The organism is Pseudonocardia zijingensis (genome assembly GCF_042657305.1).
Taxonomy (GTDB): Bacteria; Actinomycetota; Actinomycetes; order Mycobacteriales; family Pseudonocardiaceae; genus Pseudonocardia; species Pseudonocardia zijingensis.
This window is the reverse complement of record NZ_JBHSKO010000001.1, coordinates 408,120-428,812: the sequence shown is the minus strand read 5'-3', so window position 1 is coordinate 428,812 and position 20,693 is coordinate 408,120. Positions and strand designations below refer to the sequence as shown.

The 20,693-nt window shown below is 74.7% G+C and carries 17 protein-coding genes and 1 pseudogene; 4 read left to right on the top strand and 14 right to left on the bottom strand.

Annotated elements, in window-relative coordinates; translation table 11 throughout:
- Positions 1 to 13 precede the first annotated feature (13 nt).
- The 7 genes from ACFPL3_RS02345 to ACFPL3_RS02315 form a co-directional block, all read right to left on the bottom strand.
- A complete protein-coding gene (locus tag ACFPL3_RS02345; RefSeq protein ID WP_343943677.1) occupies positions 14 to 595 on the bottom strand; it encodes a carboxymuconolactone decarboxylase family protein in 582 nt (193 codons plus the stop codon).
- Complete coding sequence (locus ACFPL3_RS02340) at positions 592 to 888, bottom strand: DUF3017 domain-containing protein (RefSeq protein ID WP_343943676.1); 297 nt, start codon at positions 886 to 888, stop codon at positions 592 to 594. The genes ACFPL3_RS02345 and ACFPL3_RS02340 overlap by 4 nt, the downstream gene beginning before the upstream one ends.
- Complete coding sequence (locus tag ACFPL3_RS02335; RefSeq protein WP_343943675.1) at positions 885 to 1,730, bottom strand: bifunctional methylenetetrahydrofolate dehydrogenase/methenyltetrahydrofolate cyclohydrolase; 846 nt, start codon at positions 1,728 to 1,730, stop codon at positions 885 to 887. Before ACFPL3_RS02335 ends, ACFPL3_RS02340 begins: the two co-directional genes overlap by 4 nt.
- Positions 1,731 to 1,899: 169 nt before the next feature.
- Positions 1,900 to 5,226: an error-prone DNA polymerase gene (locus ACFPL3_RS02330; protein ID WP_343943674.1), complete on the bottom strand. Its 3,327-nt coding sequence runs from the start codon at positions 5,224 to 5,226 to the stop codon at positions 1,900 to 1,902.
- A 152-nt stretch (positions 5,227 to 5,378) separates the two neighbouring features.
- Positions 5,379 to 6,272: an aminoglycoside phosphotransferase family protein gene (locus tag ACFPL3_RS02325; RefSeq protein ID WP_343943673.1), complete on the bottom strand. Its 894-nt coding sequence runs from the start codon at positions 6,270 to 6,272 to the stop codon at positions 5,379 to 5,381.
- 386 nt (positions 6,273 to 6,658) lie between these two features.
- A complete protein-coding gene (locus ACFPL3_RS02320) occupies positions 6,659 to 6,991 on the bottom strand; it encodes a thioredoxin family protein (RefSeq protein ID WP_343943672.1) in 333 nt (110 codons plus the stop codon).
- The gene (locus ACFPL3_RS02315; RefSeq protein ID WP_343943671.1) at positions 6,991 to 7,368 is read right to left on the bottom strand and encodes a MerR family transcriptional regulator; all 378 of its coding nucleotides are present in this window, start codon (positions 7,366 to 7,368) and stop codon (positions 6,991 to 6,993) included. The genes ACFPL3_RS02320 and ACFPL3_RS02315 overlap by 1 nt, the downstream gene beginning before the upstream one ends.
- 148 nt (positions 7,369 to 7,516) lie before the next feature.
- Here ACFPL3_RS02315 and ACFPL3_RS02310 point away from each other — a divergent pair, with 148 nt between their 5' ends.
- From ACFPL3_RS02310 to ACFPL3_RS02295, 4 genes are read left to right on the top strand one after another with little or no spacing between them, the layout of a single operon-like run.
- Positions 7,517 to 8,587 carry a sugar ABC transporter substrate-binding protein gene (locus ACFPL3_RS02310; protein ID WP_343943670.1) on the top strand — a complete coding sequence of 357 codons (1,071 nt, stop codon included), beginning with the start codon at positions 7,517 to 7,519 and terminating at the stop codon, positions 8,585 to 8,587.
- A gap of 5 nt (positions 8,588 to 8,592) precedes the next feature.
- A complete protein-coding gene (locus ACFPL3_RS02305) occupies positions 8,593 to 9,645 on the top strand; it encodes an ABC transporter permease (RefSeq protein WP_343943669.1) in 1,053 nt (350 codons plus the stop codon).
- A complete protein-coding gene (locus ACFPL3_RS02300) occupies positions 9,642 to 10,421 on the top strand; it encodes an ATP-binding cassette domain-containing protein (RefSeq protein ID WP_343943668.1) in 780 nt (259 codons plus the stop codon). The genes ACFPL3_RS02305 and ACFPL3_RS02300 overlap by 4 nt, the downstream gene beginning before the upstream one ends.
- Positions 10,422 to 10,439: 18 nt before the next feature.
- Positions 10,440 to 11,846 (top strand): M28 family metallopeptidase, encoded by a 1,407-nt coding sequence (locus tag ACFPL3_RS02295; RefSeq protein ID WP_343943667.1) that lies wholly within the window; start codon positions 10,440 to 10,442, stop codon positions 11,844 to 11,846.
- Positions 11,847 to 11,854: 8 nt separating this feature from the next.
- On the opposite strand, the gene ACFPL3_RS02290 is transcribed toward ACFPL3_RS02295, so the two are convergent.
- The 7 genes and pseudogenes from ACFPL3_RS02290 to ACFPL3_RS02260 form a co-directional block, all read right to left on the bottom strand.
- Positions 11,855 to 13,735: a DNA polymerase Y family protein gene (locus ACFPL3_RS02290; RefSeq protein ID WP_379588356.1), complete on the bottom strand. Its 1,881-nt coding sequence runs from the start codon at positions 13,733 to 13,735 to the stop codon at positions 11,855 to 11,857.
- Complete coding sequence (locus ACFPL3_RS02285) at positions 13,732 to 14,412, bottom strand: hypothetical protein (RefSeq protein WP_379588384.1); 681 nt, start codon at positions 14,410 to 14,412, stop codon at positions 13,732 to 13,734. The genes ACFPL3_RS02290 and ACFPL3_RS02285 overlap by 4 nt, the downstream gene beginning before the upstream one ends.
- A gap of 174 nt (positions 14,413 to 14,586) precedes the next feature.
- Positions 14,587 to 15,357, bottom strand: coding sequence for a 23S ribosomal RNA methyltransferase Erm (erm, locus tag ACFPL3_RS02280; RefSeq protein WP_343945880.1), 771 nt, complete (start codon positions 15,355 to 15,357; stop codon positions 14,587 to 14,589).
- Positions 15,358 to 15,536: 179 nt separating this feature from the next.
- Positions 15,537 to 16,100: pseudogene (locus ACFPL3_RS02275) on the bottom strand (DNA polymerase beta superfamily protein); the annotation flags it as partial.
- Positions 16,101 to 16,211: 111 nt separating this feature from the next.
- A complete protein-coding gene (gene purH / locus ACFPL3_RS02270; protein ID WP_343945878.1) occupies positions 16,212 to 17,768 on the bottom strand; it encodes a bifunctional phosphoribosylaminoimidazolecarboxamide formyltransferase/IMP cyclohydrolase in 1,557 nt (518 codons plus the stop codon).
- Positions 17,765 to 18,403 carry a phosphoribosylglycinamide formyltransferase gene (purN, locus tag ACFPL3_RS02265; RefSeq protein WP_343945877.1) on the bottom strand — a complete coding sequence of 213 codons (639 nt, stop codon included), beginning with the start codon at positions 18,401 to 18,403 and terminating at the stop codon, positions 17,765 to 17,767. Before purN ends, purH begins: the two co-directional genes overlap by 4 nt.
- An 85-nt stretch (positions 18,404 to 18,488) precedes the next feature.
- Entirely contained in the window at positions 18,489 to 20,573 is a 2,085-nt protein-coding gene (locus tag ACFPL3_RS02260; RefSeq protein ID WP_379588355.1) for a cell division protein PerM, read from the bottom strand.
- Positions 20,574 to 20,693: the final 120 nt, after the last annotated feature.

Below are 20,693 nucleotides of genomic sequence, written 5' to 3'. Positions count from 1 at the left end.
GCCCAGCTGCCGCTCAGGCCGGGAACTCCACCGCGGCGGCGCCGTCGGGCAACGGCACCCGCAGCACACGCATCTGCATCGCGAGGAGCGAGTAGTAGCCGACCAGCGTGGTGAGCTCCACCGCGCCCGCCTCGCCGAGCGCCCCGACGGCCGCCGCCCACGCGTCGTCGGCGACGTCGCCGGTGGTGAGCAGCTGCGACACGGCGGTGGCGGCCGCCCGCTCGGCCGGGTCGTCGGGCTCGACGGGACTGCCGGTGCGGATCGCCTCCAGCAGCGCCGCGGGCAGGCCGGCCGCGGCCGCGAGCGGGGCGTGGGCGTGCCACTCGAAGGCCGACCGGTGGTGCGCGGCCACCTGGAGCGTGGCGAGCTCGCGGATCCGCTCGGGCAGCACGCTGCGGTACCGCAGCGCTGCCCCCACCGTCTGCAGCGCGGCACCCGACCGCGGCGCACGCAGCATCGCGTCGAAGGGACCCTGCAGGCTCCCGTCGGCGGCGAGGCGCACCCGGCCGGGCGGGTCGGCGAGCGCGTCGTACACCGCCCGCTGCTCGGCGTCGAGCTCCTCGGGCCGCAGCGGCCGCAGTCGCCGCTGCGTCACGCCGGCCCGCCGGAGAGCAGGCTCGCGGTGATCGTCATGGCCAGCACGGCGATCACCATCCCCAGGCCCCCGTAGCAGAGGACGTCGATCGGGCGGCTGCGGATCGCCAGCAGGCCGACCCGGTCGGTCGGCAGCAGCAACCGCAGCACCGCCGCCACGATCAGGGCGCCGCCCAGCAGCACCGCCCCCTCCCGCCAGTGCTGCGTGAGCGTCCTGACCATGCCCGCTGCCGCGATGAGCAGCACGAACGTCATCGGCGCGTGCACCGGCAGCCGGGAGCGGAGCGCGGTCATGCCCGCTCGGCCGCCTCGACCACGTTGGTCAGCAGCATCGCCCGCGTCATCGGCCCGACCCCGCCCGGCATCGGCGCGATCAGCCCGGCCACCTCGGCCACCTCCGGCGCGACGTCGCCGACCAGCCCGGCGTCGGTGCGCGTGACACCGACGTCCAGGACGGTGGCCCCTGGCCGCACCATGTCGGCGGTGATCAGGCCCTGCACGCCGGCGGCCGCCACCACGACGTCGGCGCGGCGCACCTCCTCGGCGAGGTCCTTGGTGCCGGTGTGGCACAGCGTGACGGTGGCGTTCTCGGACCGGCGAGTGAGCAGCAGCCCCAGCGGCCGCCCGACCGTGACCCCGCGGCCGACCACGGTGACCCGCGCGCCGTTCAGCTCCACGCCGTAGCGGCGGCACAGCTCGACGATGCCCCGTGGCGTGCACGGCAGCGGCCCCGGCTCGCCGAGCACGAGGCGGCCCAGGCTCACCGGCGCCAGGCCGTCGGCGTCCTTCATCGGGTCGATCCGGCCCAGCGCGGCACCCGCGTCGAGGCCCTTCGGCAGCGGCAGCTGCACGATGAACCCGGTGCAGGCCGGGTCGGCGTTCAGCTCGTCGACGGCCCGCTCGACGTCGGCCTGGCTCGCGTCGGCCGGCAGCTCCCGCTGGATCGACGTGATCCCGACCTTCGCGCAGTCGCGGTGCTTGCCGCGCACGTAGGAGTGCGAGCCCGGGTCGTCGCCGACGAGGAGCGTGCCGAGACCCGGTGTCACGCCGTTCGCCTTCAGCTTCTCGACCCGGCCCGCGAGCTCGCCGAGCAGCTCCTGCAACGTGGCCCTGCCATCCATCACCGTCGCCGTCACGAACCCATCCTCCCAGCCCACCGGGCGGTGTCCATCGGCCGGTGCGCCACGGGCCGACCGACAACTGTCGCAGCCGGGGCACATCGATTGTGGGGCTCGCACACCGACTCCGGTGCTGACACACCGACTGCAACTGGTGTGCGGGCGCGGGTGTCGGTGTGCGAGCGGGTCAGCGGAAGTCGCGCGACTTCACCGGCACCGTGAGGGCCAGCTTCTGCAGGCGGTCGGCCACCAGGTTGAGCACGCCCTCGGGGCTGCGTTCCAGCCGGCCGCGCACCAGCAGCGCCGAGCTGCTCACCGCCACCGTGCGGTAGCGCGCCCACAGCCCCTCCGAGCAGGTGACGTTGAGCATGCCGCTCTCGTCCTCCAGGTTGAGGAAGGTGACGCCGCGGGCGGTGGCCGGGCGCTGCCGGTGGGTGACGAGCCCGCCGACCAGCACCCGCGGCATGCCGTGCTCGGGGTCGACGGAGCGGCCGATGGCGTCGAGGGCGTCGATGCGGACGGCGCCGAGGCGCTCGAGCCGCTCGCGCAGGTGCTGCATCGGGTGGGCGCCGGGCGAGACCCCGGTGGCCCACACGTCGGCGGCGGTGAGCTCGACGTCGGTGAGCCCGGGCAGGGCGGGCGCCTCCAGCCCGACGGCGGTGCCGGGCAGCTGCTCGGGCCGCACGGCCGCCACCACCCCGGCCGCCCACAGCGCCGACCGGCGGTCGATCCCGAAGCTGCCGAACGCGCCCGCGGTGGCCAGCGCCTCGGCCTGCGGCACGGTGAGCCGCACGCGGCGGGCGAGGTCGGCGAGGTCGGCGTAGGGGCCGCCGCGGTTGCGCTCGGCGTCGATCCGCTCGGCCGGCTCGACGCCGATGCCGCGCACCTCGGCGAGCCCCAGCCGGATGGCCTGGCCACCGGTGGAGAGCGGGTCGGGCTGCAGGGTGGCCTCGGCCCGCCCGAGGTTGACGTCGGCGCCGCGGGTGAGCACCCCGTGCCTGCGCGCGTCGGCCACCAGCGACTGCGGCGAGTAGAAGCCCATCGGCTGGGCGTTGAGCAGCGCCGCGCAGAACGCGGCCGGGTAGTAGAGCTTGAACCAGGCGCTGTAATAGACCAGCGACGCGAAGCTGATCGCGTGGCTCTCCGGGAAGCCGAAGTTGGCGAACGCGATCATCTTGCGGAAGATCCCCTCGGCCACCTCACCGGTGATGCCGTTGGCCGCCATCCCGGAGAAGAAGCGGTCGCGCAGCCGCTCCATCTTCTCCTCCGACCGCTTGGCCCCCATAGCGCGGCGCAGCTCATCGGCGTCGGCGGCGGAGAACCCGGCGACGTCCACCGCGATCTGCATGAGCTGCTCCTGGAACAGCGGCACACCCAGCGTCTTCTCCAGCGCGCCCTTGAGCAGCGGGTGGTCGTAGTCCCACTCCTCCAGCCCGTTGCGCCGCCGGACGTAGGGGTGCACGGAGCCGCCCTGGATGGGGCCGGGACGGATCAGCGCGACCTCCACCACGAGGTCGTAGAACTCCCGCGGCCGCAGGCGCGGCAAGGTGGCCATCTGCGCCCGCGACTCCACCTGGAACACCCCCACCGAGTCGGCGCGCGAGAGCATCGCGAAGACCTCCGGGTCGGTGGGCTGCAGCTCGTGGAGCTGGATCCGCTTCCCGTGGTGCTCCTCGACCAGGTCGAGCATCAGGTGCAGGGCGGTGAGCATGCCCAGCCCGAGCAGGTCGAACTTGACCAGGCCTGCGTACGCGCAGTCGTCCTTGTCCCACTGCACCACGGTGCGGCCGGGCATGCGCGCCCACTCGACGGGCACCACCTCCGACACCGGCCGGTCGCAGATCACCATGCCGCCGGAGTGGATGCCCAGGTGGCGCGGGAAGCCGAGCAGCTGGTTGGCCAGCTCCGTGACCTGGTCGGGCATGCCGGCCGGGGCGTCGGCGACCGGCCCCGCCCACCGTTCGATCTGCTTGCTCCACGCGTCCTGCTGGCCCGGCGAGAACCCGAGCGCCTTGGCCATGTCGCGGACGGCCGAACGCGGCCGGTAGCTGATCACGTTGGCGACCTGCGCCGCGCACCCGCGCCCGTACTTGGCGTAGACGTACTGGATGACCTCCTCGCGGCGGCCGGACTCGATGTCGAGGTCGATGTCGGGGTAGCCCTCGCGGGCCGGGGACAGGAAGCGCTCGAACAGCAGCCCCATCGCCACGGCGTCGACGTTGGTGATGCCCAGCGCGTAACAGACGGCCGAGTTGGCGGCCGAACCACGGCCCTGGCAGAGGATGTCGGCCTTGCGGCAGAACTCCACGATGTCGTGGACGATCAGGAAGTACCCGGGGAAGTTCTTCTGCTTGATGATCTCGAACTCGCGCCGGATCGTCTCGACGGCCTCGGGCCGCTCGGCGTGGCTGCCGTAGCGCACCGCCATGCCACGCCGGATCAGCTCCCACAGCCAGCTCGCCTCGTCGTGGCCCGGCGGGACGTCGAACGGGGGGAGGTCCGGCGCGACGAGGCGGATCGGGAACGCGCACGCGGTGCCCAGCTCCGCCGCCCGCGCCACCGCCCCGGGGTAGCGGCCGTCGAACCGGGCCGCCATCTCCGCACCGGAGCGCAGGTGGGCGGTGCCCGCAGGCGGGAGCCAGCCGTCGGCCTCGTCGAGGCTGCGCCGGGACCGCACCGCGGCCAGCGCCGTGGCCAGCGGGAACCGTCGCGGGGTGGCGTAGTGGGCCGCCGTGGTGGCCACCGTGGGCAGCCCGGCATCGAGGGCCAGCTCGGCCAGCACGTCGTTCAGCTCGGTGTCGGTGGGCAGCGCGGCGTGGGTGAGCTCGACGGCCACGTGGTCGGCCCCGAACCGCTCGACGAGCCGGCGCAGCTCCTTGCCCGCGGCGTCGCGCCCGCCCGCGCGCAACGCCTGCCGCACCCCGCCCTTGCGGCAGCCGGTGAGCACCACGACCTGCCCCGCGGTGTCGGCCACGACCTCGTCTGGGTCGTAGACCGGCCGCCCCTTCTCCTGCCCGCGCAGCTGGGCCGTGCTGATCGTGCGGCAGAGCGCGCGGTAGCCCTCGGGGTCGCGGGCGAGCAGGAGCAGGTGGCTGCCCTCCGGGTCGGCCACGCCGTTCTGCGGCGCGGTGAGCCCCAGCGAGAGCTCGGCGCCGAAGGCCGTGCGCACCCCCAGCTCAGCAGCCGCCTCGGCGAACCGGACCACCCCGTACATGCCGTCGTGGTCGGTGAGCGCGATCGCGTCGAGCCCCAGCCGCGCGGCCTCCTCCACCAGCTCCTCCGGGTGGCTCGCGCCGTCGAGGAAGCTGAAGTTGGAGTGGCAGTGCAGCTCGGCGTACGGCACGCGCTCGCCCGGATCGGCGATCGGCGGCGGGACGTAGGGTTCGCGCTTGCGCGACCACGCCGGGCTGTCGCCCCCGTCGGGCGGGCCCGCGAGGTTCGGCGCGTCGCGCGTGCGCCCCGACAGCGCCGCCTCCAGCTCGTGCCACGGGACGTCCGGGTTGCTCCAGGCCACCCCGACAGTCGAACAGACGTTCGAGATCGTCTCAACCGCCCGACCAGGCGAATCGGTCACACCACGGGGCCCCGGAATGCCAGCAAGGTGGCTTTGCTGGCCCATTGCGCCAGTATGGCCACCTTGCTGGCATACGGGAGCGGGGAGACACCTCACCCCTGTGCGATCGCGTCCGCCGCCGCCAGCATCTGCGCACCCACCGGTTGCAGGCCGATCGACGTGGCCAGCAGGCCCGTCGAGACGCGCTCGACCACACCCCACTCCCAGATCGCCTCCGGGTCGCAGCCGGTGCGGGCGGCCAGCCACCGGGCGCGCTCGCGCGGGTCGCCCGCCATCAGCTCCACCGGGTCCTCGCGCATGAGGATCCCGAGGTCGTACTCCGGCTCGGCGAGCAGACCGTCCGGGTCGACCAGGGCGAACCCGCCGTCGCGGGTCTGCAGGGTGTTCCACTGGTGCACGTCGCCGTGCACGAGCACCGCCCGGTCCGGTGAGTGCGCGGCGGCCCTCCGGTCCGCGCACCGGAGGGCGTGGTCGACGGCGGCCCGGCAGCACGGCGCGCCCAGCTCGGACCACATGCGGACGATGTGGTCGGCGAGCCACCGGGCCTTCTCCGCGCCCGGGCGCAGGCCGGAGTCCGGGGCGGGCCGCCACAGCCGGGCCGCGAGCGCGCACATGATCTCCAGCCGCCCCTCGAGGGGGACGCCCAGCTCGTACAGCGACGGGCCGAGCCGGTCGAGCAGCAGGGCACCGCGCTCGGCGTCGGACGCGAGCAGTCGCACGCAGCCCGCGCCATCGGCGAGCCGCAGCACGGTGATCTCCTCGTGGGCGGCCGGGCCGGGGCGGGGGACGAGCAGCTTCAGCACGGCGGGCGCGCCGTCGGCGAGCTCGGCCTCGACGACGTAGGCCTCGGTGGGGTCGGGGTACGCACGCCCGGTGGTGATGCCCCAGTCTCGCTCCAGCCCGGCCACCAGCTCGGGCAGCCCCGCCACCCACGCGGGGGCGCCCGCCTGCTCCGCCTTGGCCCGCACGACGTCCGACAACTCCACGTCCGCGGAGGGTAGGGCTTCCCTCCGGTACCGGGTGGACGCTGCTCGGTAGAAGCACCAAGGCGGCGCCGTCCCGGGGCGCCATCATCTCCGCATGCCTCCCCGCCGGGTCTCGACCGCGACGGTGGTCCGGCGGTCGATCGGGGTCGGCGCCGTGGCGGGGGCGGCGTCCGGCGCGATCGCGGGCCTGCTCCTCGCCGCGGCGTGCCCGCTGGGGGCGGTCCACCGGACGACGGCCCGAGTGACGTCGGCCTACGTCGGCCTACGTCGTCCTCGCGGTGCCGGTCGCGTTCGCCGGCCTACTCGCCGATGATCACCGCACTGGTGGTGGGCCCGGTTGCGGGCGCCTGGTACGGCCCGCACCTGCTCGGGGCCTCACCGGACCATCACTGAACCGGCTGCGGCAGGTGCCCGGCGATCGCCCGCAGGATCGCCGCCTTCGGCCGCGCCCCGACCACCTGCGTGACGACCTGCCCGCCGACGTAGAGGTTGAGCGTGGGCATCCCGAGCACCCCGGCCGCCTGCGCGGTTCGGGGGTTGACGTCGACGTCGAGCTCCGCGACGACCAGCTGCCCCGCCAGCTCGGCGGCCAGCTCGCGCAGCACGGGCTTGATCATCTTGCAGGGCGGGCACCAGTCGGCCGTGAAGTCCAGCAGCACCGGCAGCTCGGCGCGCGCCACGAGCTCGTCGAACGTGTCGTCGGACACCGTGATGATCATCAGTTCTCCTCCGAGAAGTGGCAGCGCGGGGCGGGTGGGTCGGCGAGCTGGGCCACGAGCTCGCGGCGCACCGCGTGCAGCCGGGCGAGCCATTCGTCCACCTCGGCGAGCTTGCGCAGCTGCACGGCGCGCGAGCCGGCGCAGCTGGCCCCGGTGGGGTGGCCCGCGCGCAGGCACTCGACGAACGGTCTGGTCTCCTCGAGCGCGAACCCGAGGTCCACCAGCGACCGGATCTCGGCCACGACCGCCAGGTCGCGCTCGTCGTAGTCGCGGTAGCCGTTGGCCCGCCGCCGGGCCTCGAGCAGGCCGAGCTCCTCGTAGTGGCGCAGCGTCCGGGTGCTCACCCCGGCCCGTCGCCCCAGCTCCCCGATCCGCACGCCACCGACGCTAAACCTTCACCCCGACGGCAACGCCAGTTCCGGCGTGATCACTTCGTGACGGGACGGGCTCTTGTGGACCCCGGGTGGCCCAGACCACAGTTCGAACCACGTTGTCCCCACGTCAGTGCCGACGAGAGGTCGTGCGATGAACAAGGCAAGGAGGGCCCGCAGGGCCACGGCGCTCGCCGTCGCGTCCGTGGCGGCGCTCGCCCTCACCGCGTGCGGTGGCGGTGGCGGGTCCGGCGAAGGCGGCGGAGGCGGCGGCGACCGGCCGGTCGTCGGCCTCATCACCAAGACCGACACCAACCCGTTCTTCGTCAAGATGAAGGAAGGCGCCCAGCAGGCGGCCGACGCCGCCGGTGTCGAGCTGCAGACCTTCGCGGGCCGCCAGGACGGCGACAACGAGTCGCAGGTGCAGGCCATCGAGACGCTGATCTCCGCGGGCGCGGCCGGCTTCCTGATCACGCCGAACGACTCGGCGGCGATCGTGCCGACGCTCGACCGCGCGCGCCAGCAGGGCCTGTACGTCATCGCGCTCGACACCCAGACCGAACCGCCGGACGCCGCCGACGCCACCTTCGCCACCGACAACTTCCAGGCCGGCCTGCTCGTCGGGCAGTGGGCGAAGGCGAAGTTCGAGTCCCAGGGCACCGAGGCCCGGATCGCGATGCTCGACCTGTCGCCCAACCGCCCCACCGTCGACGTCCAGCGCGACCAGGGCTTCCTGCAGGGCTTCGGGATCGAGATCGGCGACCCCACGCAGATCGGCGACGAGTCCGACCCGCGCATCGTCGGGCACGACGTCACCGACGGCGCCGAGGAGGGCGGCCGCACGGCGATGGAGAACCTGCTGCAGCGCGACCCGTCGATCAACCTCGTCTACACGATCAACGAGCCCGCGGCCGCTGGCGCCTACGAGGCGATCAAGGCCGCCGGTCGGGAGAACGACATCGAGATCGTGTCGGTCGACGGAGGCTGCCCGGGCGTCGAGAACGTGAAGGCCGGGATCATCGGGGCCACCTCGCAGCAGTACCCGCTGAAGATGGCCTCGCTCGGCATCGAGGCGCTCGCCGCGCACGCGTCCAGCGGCGCCGAGGCGCAGCCCACCGCGGGCAAGGACTTCGTGGACACCGGCGTCACGCTCATCACCGACGAGCCGCAGCCGGGCGTCGAGTCCCAGGACACCGCGTTCGGTCTCGAGAACTGCTGGGGCTGATCCCGGTGGCGGATACCGACGACACGGGGGGCCCGGTCATCACCGAGGCCGGCCCACCCCAGGGGTTCGAGGAGCGACGGGCCGACAGCCCGGTGCAACGGCTGCAGCACGTGCTGCACGCTCGCCCCATCCTCGGCCCGCTGGCCGTGCTACTGCTCGCGATCATCGCGTTCTCGCTGGTGAGCGACCGCTTCCTCACGGCGGCCAACCTGGGTCTCGTGATGCAGCAGGTCACCGTCATCGCCGTGCTGGCGCTCGGCCAGACGCTGGTGATCCTCACCGCGGGCATCGACCTCTCCGTCGGCGCCATCGCCGTGTTCTCCTCGATCATCATGGCCAACCTGGCCACCGACCTGGGGATGCCGGGCGTCCTCGCGCTGCTGCTCGGGATCGTGTGCGGCACGGCCATGGGCGCGTTCAACGGCTTCCTGGTGACCCGGATCGCGCTGCCCCCGTTCATCGTCACGCTGGGCACGCTGTCGATCTTCTTCTCGCTCAACTCGGTGGTGTCGCGCAGCGAGACCGTGCGGGGCACGGACATGCCCCCGCTCCTGACGTGGACGGGCACGACGTTCCCGATCGGCGACTTCCGGATCACCTACGGGTCGATCCTCATGCTGCTGCTCTTCGGGTTCTTCCACTACGCGCTCGGCTACACGGCGTGGGGCAGGCACGTCTACGCCACCGGCGACGACATCGAGGCGGCGCGGCTGGCCGGTATCAGCACCGGCCGGGTGCTGTTCTCGGTGTACCTCGTGGCCGGGCTGGTATACGCCATCGGCGCGTGGATCCTGATCGGCAGGCTCGCGTCCGCCAGTCCGAACGTCGGCATCGAGTACAACCTCAACTCGATCACGGCCGTCGTGCTCGGCGGCACCAGCCTGTTCGGCGGCCGCGGCCTCGTGCTGGGCACCCTCGTCGGCGCACTGATCGTCGGCGTGTTCCAGAACGGGCTGCAGCTCGGCGGCGTCGACGTCGTCTGGCAGGGCTTCGCGATCGGCCTGCTGGTGCTCGTCGCCGTGTCCATCGACCAGTGGATCAGGAAGGTCCGCGCATGAACGGGAGACAGCCCGTCCTCGAGGCACGGGGGCTCGTCAAGCGGTACGGGCCGGTCACCGCGATCGCGAGCGGCGACCTCGAGCTCTACCCCGGCGAGATCCTCGCGATCATCGGCGACAACGGCGCGGGCAAGACCAGCCTGATCAAGGCACTGTGCGGGGCTCTCATCCCGGACGCGGGGGAGATCTACCTCGACGGCAGGCGGGTGTACTTCCGCAACCCGATGGACGCTCGCCGTGCGGGCATCGAGACCGTGTACCAGACCCTCGCCGTGGCCCCGGGCCTCGACATCGCCGACAACCTGTTCCTCGGCCGCGAGGAGCGCAAGCCCGGCGTGCTCGGCTCGGTGTTCCGCATGCTCGACCGCAAGCACATGCGGGCGGAGGCGCAGCGGCACATGACCGAGCTGGGCATCACCACGCTGCAGAACATCGGCCAGGCCGTGGAGAGCCTGTCCGGCGGGCAGCGGCAGGGCGTGGCCGTGGCGCGGTCGGCGGCGTTCGGCAGCAAGGTCGTGATCCTCGACGAGCCGACGGCCGCGCTCGGCGTCAAGGAGGGCAACCGGGTGCTGCAGCTCATCCGCGACGTCCGCGACCGCGGCCTGCCGGTGATCCTGATCAGCCACAACATGCCGCACGTCTTCGAGCTGGCCGACCGGATCCACATCCAACGGCTCGGGCGGCGGGCCACGGTGATCACCCCGCAGTCGCACACGATGACCGAAGCAGTGGCGATCATGACCGGCGCGGCGGAGCCTCCCCCGCCGGTGGCCTGAAGCAGGCAGACTGCCCGTATGCGGACCGTGCGCGCGCTGGCACTCGTTGCGATCACGGCGGTGGCGTGCGGGGCGCCGGCCCCACCGGCGCCCCCGGCACCCGACCCGGCGTTGCCGTCGCGGCTGGTGCAGGAGGTCACGGGGGAGGGCGCACTGGCCCACCTCACCGAGCTGCAGCGGATCGCCGACACCCACGGGGGCAACCGGGCGCTCGGCACCCCCGGCTACGACGCGAGCGTGGACCACGTCGTGCGGGTGCTGCGCGACGCGGGCTACGACGTGCAGATGCCGACGTTCACGGCGCGGCGGTTCGAGGTGCAGCAGGAGCGGCTCGCGGTGGACGGCGAGGAGGTGGCGGTCTCGGCGCTCGGTTTCTCCCCCACCACCCCGGAGGCCGGTGTCACCGGGCCGCTCACCCTCATGGTGGGCGAGGGCTGCGACCCGGCCGACGCGGCTGCCGTGACACCCGGCTCGATCGCCCTCGTCCGGCGGGGCACCTGCCCCTTCGCGCAGAAGGCAGGCCACGCCGCGACGGCGGGCGCCGCCGGCCTGATCGTGATCAACAACGAGGACGGGCCGCTGGAGGACGGCACGCTCGGCGAGGCCGCCACCGGCGTGGTGCCCACCGGCGGCGTGTCCCGCGAGGCGGGCGACGCGCTCGCCGGCCGGGCGGGTGCCTCCGTGACGTTGACGCTCGTGACCACCACGCAGGACACCGAGAGCCGCAACGTGATCGCGCAGACCCGCACCGGCAACCCCGACGAGGTCGTGATGGCGGGCGCCCACCTCGACTCGGTGCCCGACGGCCCCGGCATCAACGACAACGGCACCGGTGTGGCGACGCTCCTGGAGACCGCCGTGCGCCTCGGCTCGTCCCCGCCGGTGGCGAACGCCGTGCGGTTCGCCTTCTGGGGCGCCGAGGAGGTGGGGCTGGTCGGCTCCACCTCGTACGTGCAGGGCCTGTCCGAGGAGGAGCGCGGGCGCATCGCGCTGTACATCAACCTCGACATGGTCGGCTCGCCCAACGCCGGTTACCTCGTCTACGACGGCGACGACTCCGACCGCGCGGGCGAGGGCCCCGGCCCGGCCGGGTCCGCCGCCATCGAGCGCGTGCTCGTGGAGGGGCTGGCCGCGGCGGGTGTGCAGGCGGCGGGCACCGACTTCAGCGGCCGTTCCGACTACGGCCCCTTCATCGAGAACGGCATCCCGTCCGGCGGGCTGTTCACCGGCGCCGAGGAGGTCAAGTCGGCCGAGGAGGCGCAGCGCTGGGGCGGCACCGCGGGCGAGGCCTACGACCGCTGCTACCACCAGCCCTGCGACCGCCTGGACACGGTCGACCGCACCGCCCTCGACCGCAACGCCGACGCCTTCGCCAACGCACTGGCCCGCTTCGCGCTCTCCACAGAGGAGCTGGCAAGGGGCTGACCCGCGGTTCAGTCGTACTCGCCGACGACCCACCACCTCCCCTCCCGGAACTGGAGCAGCAGCGCGTCGCCGTGGTGCAGGCAGACCTGCAGGCGGCTCGCCTCCGCGCTGCCCGGCGCCCACCACCGCTGGTGCACCGGCCACGGCCCGGCCCACCCCTGCACCTGGCGGGGCTCGCCGCCGTCGACCACGAGGGTGGCGGGCAGCCCGTAGAGCAGGTCGGGCGCGCGGAGCAGGACCGGGCTGCCGTCGGCCGCCAGCAGCTCGGCCCGGAGCGGCTGAGGCGGCACGGTGGCAGGCGACGGCGCCGGCAGCCGACCGGGCCACGACGGCGGGGGCTCGCGGGGCGTGGAGCGGCCGGTGGGGCGCGGGACCGGCACCCGGCGGCGCCGGTTTGTGGTGCGCATGCGCTCCGCCTCGGGCAGGTCGGCCGCGGAGACCCGGCCGGTGTGGCGCACGACGTCCTCCGGCCACCCCGCGGGCGCCACGAGCGGGCCGGAGCTCGCCCACGTGCGCTCCTCCCCCTTCGGACGAGCGGCACTCTCGTCCCGCTCTATCGGACGAGAGTGCCGTTCGTCCGAACCGGGAGCGGGGGCGGGCGCGGGGAGACCCAGGTCGCGGTCGTCGCCCCACGGGACGAGCCGGACCTGCTCGGCCGGGTCGCGCCCGCCGACCAGCACAGCGGTGACCACCGCCTCCGGCCCGAGCAGCGCCTGCACCCGCACCAGCGCCCGCCCGGCACGCTCGCGCGCCTCCCCGACGTCGCCCCACAGGCCCAGCTGCAGCGCCCCCGCCGTGACGGTCTCCTCCGGCACGAGCCACAGGCGGGCCACCGCACCCTCGGCGTCGTCCGGCACGTCCCCGGACCGGCGGCGACGGGTGAGCCACGCGTCGAGCTGCCAGCGGACGCGGTCGACGGTGCCGGCCGGGGTGAGCGGCTCGGCGCACCGCCAGATCCGGTGCAGCTCCTCCCCGCCGACGGTGCGGGCCGCGACACCGAGGCGGGTGCACGAGAGACCGTGCGAGGCCAGCGTGGCGTGCAGCCGCTCGGCGAGCCCGCGAGCGGCGAACGCGGCGGCGTCGACGCGGTCGACGGGTGGGTCCAGCTCGACCTCGACGGTGAGCTCCTCCGGCGGGGCGCGGCGCACCGGCGGCCGCGGGTCGAGGCCGCGCGCGAGCCGGTGGCACCGCACGGCGTCGGCGCCGAACCGGGAGGCGACGTCCTCGGCGTCGAGCGCGGCGAACGCCCCCAGGCTGCGCAGACCCAGTCTGCGCAGCAGCCCGACCAGCTCGGAGCGGTCGACGTCGGGCTCGCGGTCGAGCTCCTCCACGCCGAGCGGGGCCAGGAAGGCGGGGGTGTCGCCGGGCGCGACGGCCAGGGCCCGCCGGGCGGCGAGCACTGCGGCGAACAACCCGTCGGCCACCCCCACCTGGCACTCGACACCGGTGCGGGCGGCCACCCGGTCGACGAGGGCCTCCGCGGCCTCCTGCTCCCCGCCGAACCAGCCCACCGGACCCTGCGCGGCCAGCGCCACCAGCCCGGGCCGGACCACCTCCACCCCGGGCGCCAGCTCCTCCACGGCGGCGACCACCGGCTCGAACGCGCGGGCGTCGCGGTCGGGGTCGCGGTCGAGCACCGCGAGGTCGGGGCACCGCGCCTGCGCCTCGCGCCTGCGCAGCCCGCGGCGCACCCCCTGCGCCCTGGCCACCGCCGAGCAGGCCAGCACACGGCCCGCGACGATCACCGCCGCCGGACGGTGGGCCGGGACGTGGGCCGCCAGCGCGGCCGCGGTGACCGGCCAGTCGGGCGACCACAACGCCAGCACGCGCATGGCACCCGCGGGTGGGGCGTCCTCCCGGGCCTCGGCCGGCGCCTCGATCGCGCTCATACCGCCTCCTGCTCGACGTGCGGCACGGCGATCTCGGCGGCTGCCGACGCGGCCGCAACCGCACCGCCGGGCGCGGGCAGCAGCAGGCCCGCGGACCGCCCGCCGGGAGCCAGGCCCCGCCCGCGCACCCGCACCCGAACCTGCCGGGTGCGCAGCCGGCCCGACCCGGTGCCCAGCCCTTGCCACCCCGCCTCGGCGCAGCCCAGCTCCAGGTCGGCACCCGGCCACGACCCGAGCGCCACCAGCACCGCACCGCGCTGCCGGGCCCGCGCGGCCAGCCGCTGCCGTTCGGCGGCGCGCACACCGGCCCGCTCCGCGCCCGCCACCGCCACGACGTCCATCCCGTCGAGCAGGGCGACGGTGACGGCCATCAGGTCGGGCCCCGGTTCGGGGACCAGCGCGAGCCGTTCCAACCGCACCCCGGCCTCCGCCGCCGCGACCAACCCGAGCTCCGGGCGCCCGACCACCGCCGCCCACGCCCCCTCCGCCGACGCCTCCGCGAGCAGCGCGAGCAGCAACGACGTGGCGGCCGGCCCGGGCTGGACGGCCACCGTGGACCCGCGGCGCAACCCACCGGACGGCAGCAGCCGGGCCAGCGGTGGCGCCACCGGGAGCAGCCCGCCGTCGGGCTCGGGCGCCGGCCGCACGGCCGCCGACCGGCCCTCCACGCGGCGCAGCAGCCCACGGGCGAGCTCGACCCGGCTGGCCGGATCGGCCCGCTGCCCGGCCGCGGCAATGACCCCACCCACGCATGCCCTCCCAAGAGTTCAGGCCGTGGGGAAGACAGCCGATCGAACGCGTGTTCGATGATAGTGGACCGTGGATGGACGCTCAAGGCCAGGTGCCGGTCGTCAACGATTCCGTCGTCGCGGCGACGCGGCCTCGTACAAGGCAGCCCACATCTCAGCGGTCAGCTCGCGTGGGCGGGCCCACTCGTCCAGGCCTTGCGCCGCCAGCCAGCGGTGTGGGGCGGGCACCGCCCGCCGGATCGCGGGGAGCAATCGGTCACCGCGGAACGCCTCCCGGAGCAGCCGCTGGTAGGCCACCCGCTCCGCGGGCGGCACGAGCGGCTCCTGGCGTCTGCGGATCACGAGGATTCCGCCGTCGACGCCCGGCCGCGGCCGGAAGGCCGAGGCGGGTACGCGGCCGGCGAGACCGAACTCGTACCAGGGCCACCAGCTCGCCGTGAGCAGCGTCGTGCCACCGACGGCGGCGCGCTTGCGGGCGACCTCCCATTGCAGGAGCAGCACGGCGGTGGTCCAGGCGCCTTGCGCGAGCAGGTGACGCAGCACGGGCGTGGTGATGCCGAAAGGGACGTTGGAGACGACGTTGGGGACGGCGGCGTCGAACCGGAACCGCAGCATGTCAGCCTGCACGACACGGACGCGCCTGCCGAGGGCGCGCCGCAGCCCGGCCGCCCGGCCGGGATCGAGCTCGACGGCGGTGACGTCGCCCGCGCGCACGGCGAGCTGCCGTGTCAGTGCGCCGTCACCGGCGCCGAGCTCCAGGACGGGACCGGGTGGCACGAGCGCGGCGATGCGCGCGACCACGTGGCGGTCGACGAGGAAGTTCTGACCGAGTTCGTGCCGGCCGCCGAAGGCACGGCGGGAGGACGAGGGCATGACGGGACCTGCGCTTCACATCGATCGGGACGGGGGTCCGGATCGGACGCGCGCAGAGCGGAAGAGAGCCCGGATGGGCGGATCAGCTGCGCGGCGCCCGAGCGTCGCGCCGCAGCCGTATCGATGCAGCCATGACGATCACGGTAGCGGTGGGTGCCACCGGTTTTCGTCGGTCAGACCTACGCCCAGTGCCGGCGGTGCGCGGCGGTGGCCCACGCCGAGACCGCGCCGAGGTCGGGCTCGGCAGGCAGCGGCGTGCGCCCCGCGTCGAGCCGCTCCTCGATCTCGGCCTGCACAGCCGCGATGCGGTCCAGCACGTCCGCCGGCTCGGGGACACCGCCGGACTTGACCCGCAGCACCTCCTCCCGCTCGGCGGCGGGCATCGGCAACGTGAGGCGACCGTGGCGCAGAACCTCCCGCACGGCCCGCTGCGAGAGGACGGCGGGCGCCAGCGCACGCAGCTCCTCGCCGAGCGGGGTGAGCACCAGTACCGCCTCGGTCTGCGCGAACAGCGGCAGCAGCGCCGTCGGGTTGCCCTTCGTGGCCAGTCGCAGGTACTTGCGCAGCGAGTACATCACCAGGTCGGTGTCGCCGGGGCCGGACCGGGCGCCCTCCGGCTGGGTGCGGAACACGTAGTGCGGCACCGGTGGGGCGAGGCCCACGACGCACTCGGCGGGCTCCACGAAGACGCCCATCTCGTCGTGGTCGTCGGTGCCGGGAATGGCGATGCCGTGCACCCCGGACCCGACGACGTGCGCAGGATCTCGCCGGCACGGGCGACCTGCCCGTTGCCGTGCTCGGTGTGCGTGGCCGTACTCACCACATGATCATGGCAGGGTGGCCGCGACCGGTTTTCAGTGAGCGAAGTGGCGGGTGCCCGTGAAGTACATCGTGACGCCTGCCGCCGCGGCCGCGTCGATCGACTGCTGGTCACGCACCGAGCCACCGGGCTGCACGACGGCGCGCACGCCCGCCTCGAGCAGCACCTCGAGGCCGTCCGCGAACGGGAAGTAGGCGTCGGAGGCGGCCACCGAGCCCTGCGCGCGGTCACCCGCGCGCTGCACCGCGAGCCGGCAGGAGTCGACCCGGTTGACCTGCCCCATCCCGATCCCGACCGCGGCGCCCGCGGTCGCGAGCAGGATCGCGTTCGACTTCACCGACCGGCAGGCCCGCCACGCGAACGCGAGGTCGGCGAGCACGTCGTCGGGCACGGGCTCACCGGCGGCGAGCGTCCAGGTGGCCGGGTCGTCGCCGGGGGCGTCCAACGCATCCCGCTGCTGCAGCAGCAGGCCCCCGGACACCGGCCGCAGCTCCGCACCCCGGCGCTCGACCTCGCCCGCGAGCCGCAGCAGGCGGATGTTCTTCTTCTGCGAGAGCAGCTCCACGGCGCCCTCCGCGTAGCCGGGCGCCACCACGACCTCGGTGAACACGTCCGCCACCTGCTCGGCCATCTCCACGCTGACCTCGACGTTCGTGGCGATCACGCCCCCGAACGCGCTCACCGGGTCGGTGGCGTGAGCCTGCCGGTGGGCCTCGGCGACGTCGGCGCCGACGGCGATGCCGCACGGGTTGGCGTGCTTGATGATCGCGACGCACGGCCCGTCGTGGTCGTGCGCGGCGCGCCACGCGGCGTCGGCGTCGACGTAGTTGTTGTACGACATCTCCTTGCCGTGCAGCTGCTCGGCTGCCGCCAGCCCGGGCTGCCCGGAGACGTAGAGCGCGGCCGCCTGGTGCGGGTTCTCCCCGTAGCGCAGGGTGGAGGACCGCTGCCAGGTGGCGCCGACCCAGGACGGGAAGACCCCCGCGTCCTCCTCGGGCGCGAGCACGCTGCCCATCCACGACGCCACGGCGACGTCGTAGGTGGCGGTGTGCCGGAACGCCGCCGCGGCCAGCACGCGCCGCTCCTCGACGGTGAACCCGCCGTTCTTCACCTGCTCGAGCACCCAGTCGTACCGCGCGGGCTCGACGACGACCGCCACGCTGTCGTGGTTCTTCGCCGACGCGCGGACCATCGCAGGCCCGCCGATGTCGATCTGCTCGACGCAGTCGGCGGGCGTGGCCCCCGACGCCACCGTCTCGGTGAACGGGTAGAGGTTCGACACGAGCAGGTCGAACGGTGCGATCTCCAGCTCCGCGAGCTGCGCGACGTGCGCCGGGTTGCGGGTGTCGGCGAGCAGGCCGGCGTGCACGCGCGGGTGCAGCGTCTTCACCCGCCCGTCGAGGCACTCGGGGAACCCGGTGAGCTGCTCGACCGGCGTGACCGGGACGCCCGCGTCCGCGATCCGCTGCGCGGTGGAGCCGGTGGAGACGATCTCGACGCCGAGCGCGTGCAGGCCTGCGGCCAGCTCGGCCAGCCCTGCCTTGTCGTACACGCTGATCAGGGCCCGGCGCACGGCGCGGCGTTCGGTCACAGGATGGTCACCTCTCGTCCGGTCACGGTGGCCCCTTCCCGGGCCAGCGCGGCGACGGTGCCGACCAGCAGCCGCCGCTCCTCGATCTTGATGCGTTCGTGCAGCGACTCGACGGTGTCACCGGGCTCGACGGGCACCGCGCTCTGGGCGAGCACCGGGCCGGTGTCCACGCCGTCGTCGACGAGGTGCACCGTGGCGCCGGTGACCTTGACTCCGTAGGCCAGCGCGTCGGCCACGCCGTGCATACCGGGGAACGCGGGCAGCAGCGCGGGATGCGTGTTGATCATCGGGCAGCCGACCTCCGCCAGGAAACCCGGCCCGAGGATCTTCATGAAACCCGCGCTCACCACGAGATCCGGGCGGTGCTCGGCCACGGCCTTCGCGAGCGCGGCGTCCCACTCCGCGCGGCTCGCGTGGTCGGCGACCCGCACCGCGAACGTCGCGACCCCGGCCCGCCGGGCGCGCGCGAGACCCTCGATGCCGTCGCGGTCGGCGCCGACGGCCACGACCCGCGCCGGGTAGCCCGGCTCGGCGGCGGCGTCCAACAGCGCCTGCAGGAGCGTGCCCGACCCGGACACGAGCACGACGACCCGGGCCGGCACGGGAATGTCGACCCGGTACGAACGGCTCGGCACGCAGGAGCTCCTCGAGGGGCGGGCGAAACGCGGATGACGGTGTCCAGAGTAGGCGGCGGCGCAGGTCACACCGCCTTCGGATCCGTCACCGGCCGTCTTCGCGCCCCTTCACACCCCGATCAGCGGCCTCCTCGGCGCGCTGCGCGACGAGATCGGCCACGGTCTGCGGCCCACGCTGCTCCGGAACGTCCGACGCCGGCTCCTCCGCAGGCCGCGACCGCTGCCACCACCGGCGGCGCGCGGGGCGGGTCGCCGGGATGCGGCGGGGCGCGGCACGCTCCTCCGTGCGGGGCGACGAGCGGGCCCTGCTGCGTGACTCACCCGAGGCGTCCTCCGCCGGTTCGGCACGCGGCGCGGCATCGGCGTCACCGGCGTCGACGGCGCGCTTCTCCCGCCGGGACGACGGCCGGCTCCTGCGACGGGCCGGCTCGGGCTCGTCCGCGACCTGTTCCTCGTCCGCGGCGGTGTCCTCCGCCGACCCGGCGCGGGACGGAGCCTCGGCAGAGCGCTTGTCCGCAGCACCCTCGTCCGCAGCGCCCGCGTCGCCATCACGGCCGTCGGCCTCGACGTCGCCCGCGTCCGCGGCATTCCCGTCGGCACCATTCTCGTCGTCGGCGGCACTCTTGTCGGCCGCGCTCTTGTCGGCCGCGCTCTTGTCGGCCGTGTCGGCCGCGCCTTCGTCGGCCGCACCCTCGTCGGCACCGCCATCGGCGTCACCATCGGCGGCGGCGTCGGTTGTGTCGTCGGCGGCAGCGACCTCGGCAGCGACCTCGGCAGCGACCTCGGCGTCGGGATCGGCGTCGGAATCGGCGTCGGGATCGGCGTCTGAATCGGGGTCGGCGTCACCCGACCTGGCGGCGGAATCCGGGCGTTCGTCGTCGGCCCCCGAACGGTCGGGGGCCGCATCCCGGGCGCCGGCCGGCTCGTCGCCGGAGCCTGCCTCCGGGTCGTCGGCCGCGGGCCGGCGCGTCCGGAACCCGGCGGTCTCCGACCCCGGGCGCATCACCGCGATCAGCATGATGGGCACCCCGACCCACAGCAGCACCGCGGGCACCAGCAGCACGATGGGCAGTCGCACCGGGTCGAACGGGCCGGTGGCCAGGCGCCCACCGGCCAGGAAGGCCAGCAACCCCGTGACGGCCGCGGTGGTGCAGGCCGTGGCGAGCCCAGCGGAGAACCGGTGGTGGACGGGAGCCGCTCGCCTGCAGGTGAGACCCGCGAGCACGCCTGCCCCGAGCGGGAGCAGGAAGACGGTGAGCGCCCACGCCGGCGGCACCCCGGCCGGCATGGCGGCGAGGAGCGGGAAACTCGACGGGGCGGCGGCGTTCGTCACGAACGGGGACGCCGTGGCGGCCCCGACCGTGACGCCGGGGCCGAGGGCCCATCCGATGCCGCCGATCACGGCGTTGGGCAGGTACGCGATCGCGAGGAACGTGACGCCCACCCCTGCGCCGAAACGGGGGGCGAGGTGCGAGTACGCCTCGGCCACCGCGCCCGCCCGCACGGCAAGCCCCGCCAGCAGGACGAGGGATCCGGTGCACGCCAGCCCGGTGAGCGCCACGGCGGTGCCGCGCCGGGCCGGGCCCACCCAGGCGGGGAGCCGCTCGGCGATGTCGGCAGGCAGGCCGCACGCGCGCAGCACGCCGGTGGCGGCCGCCAGCCCGGCCACGAGGCCGCCCCCGACCATCGCCGACCACGGCGCCACCGCCACCTCCGCGGCCCGCGGGAGCAGCGCGCTGCCCAGCACCGCCACCGCCGCGTGCGCACCGGCCACCGAGGCGAGCACGGCGCCCGCATCGTGCCGGGGCCTGCACCCGAGGCGCCGCGCCGTCCACCCGGCGCCCAGCGCGATCACGACGGCAACCCCGGCCGTCGGCAACAGGGGCAGCACGCTGAGCGGCTGGCCCTCCAGCACGAGCGGGATCTGGTGCGCCGCGAGCCAGAGCGGGATCGCCGCGGCGAACGCGCCGTCGACCGAGACGGCGCCGCCGGCCGTGAAGATCACCACCGCGGCGGCGGGCACGAGCAGGGCGTAGCTGAGCAGGACCGTGCCCATCGCCCCGGCCAGCAGCAACCGCAGCCGGTCGAGCCCCTCGACCCCGCTGGTGGCGGGCCCGTGGTCCGGGTCGGGCGTCGGTTCGTGGTCGGTGCCGGCGAGGGTGCGCGTCACCCGCCCAGGGTCGCAGCGCTACCCGCTCGGGTGGAGCAGGCTCGCCGCGGGCGCGCCGGGAGGTTCAGGAAAGCCACATTCAAGGCCGCTGCGGCCCTGAATGTGGCTTTCCTGAACTAC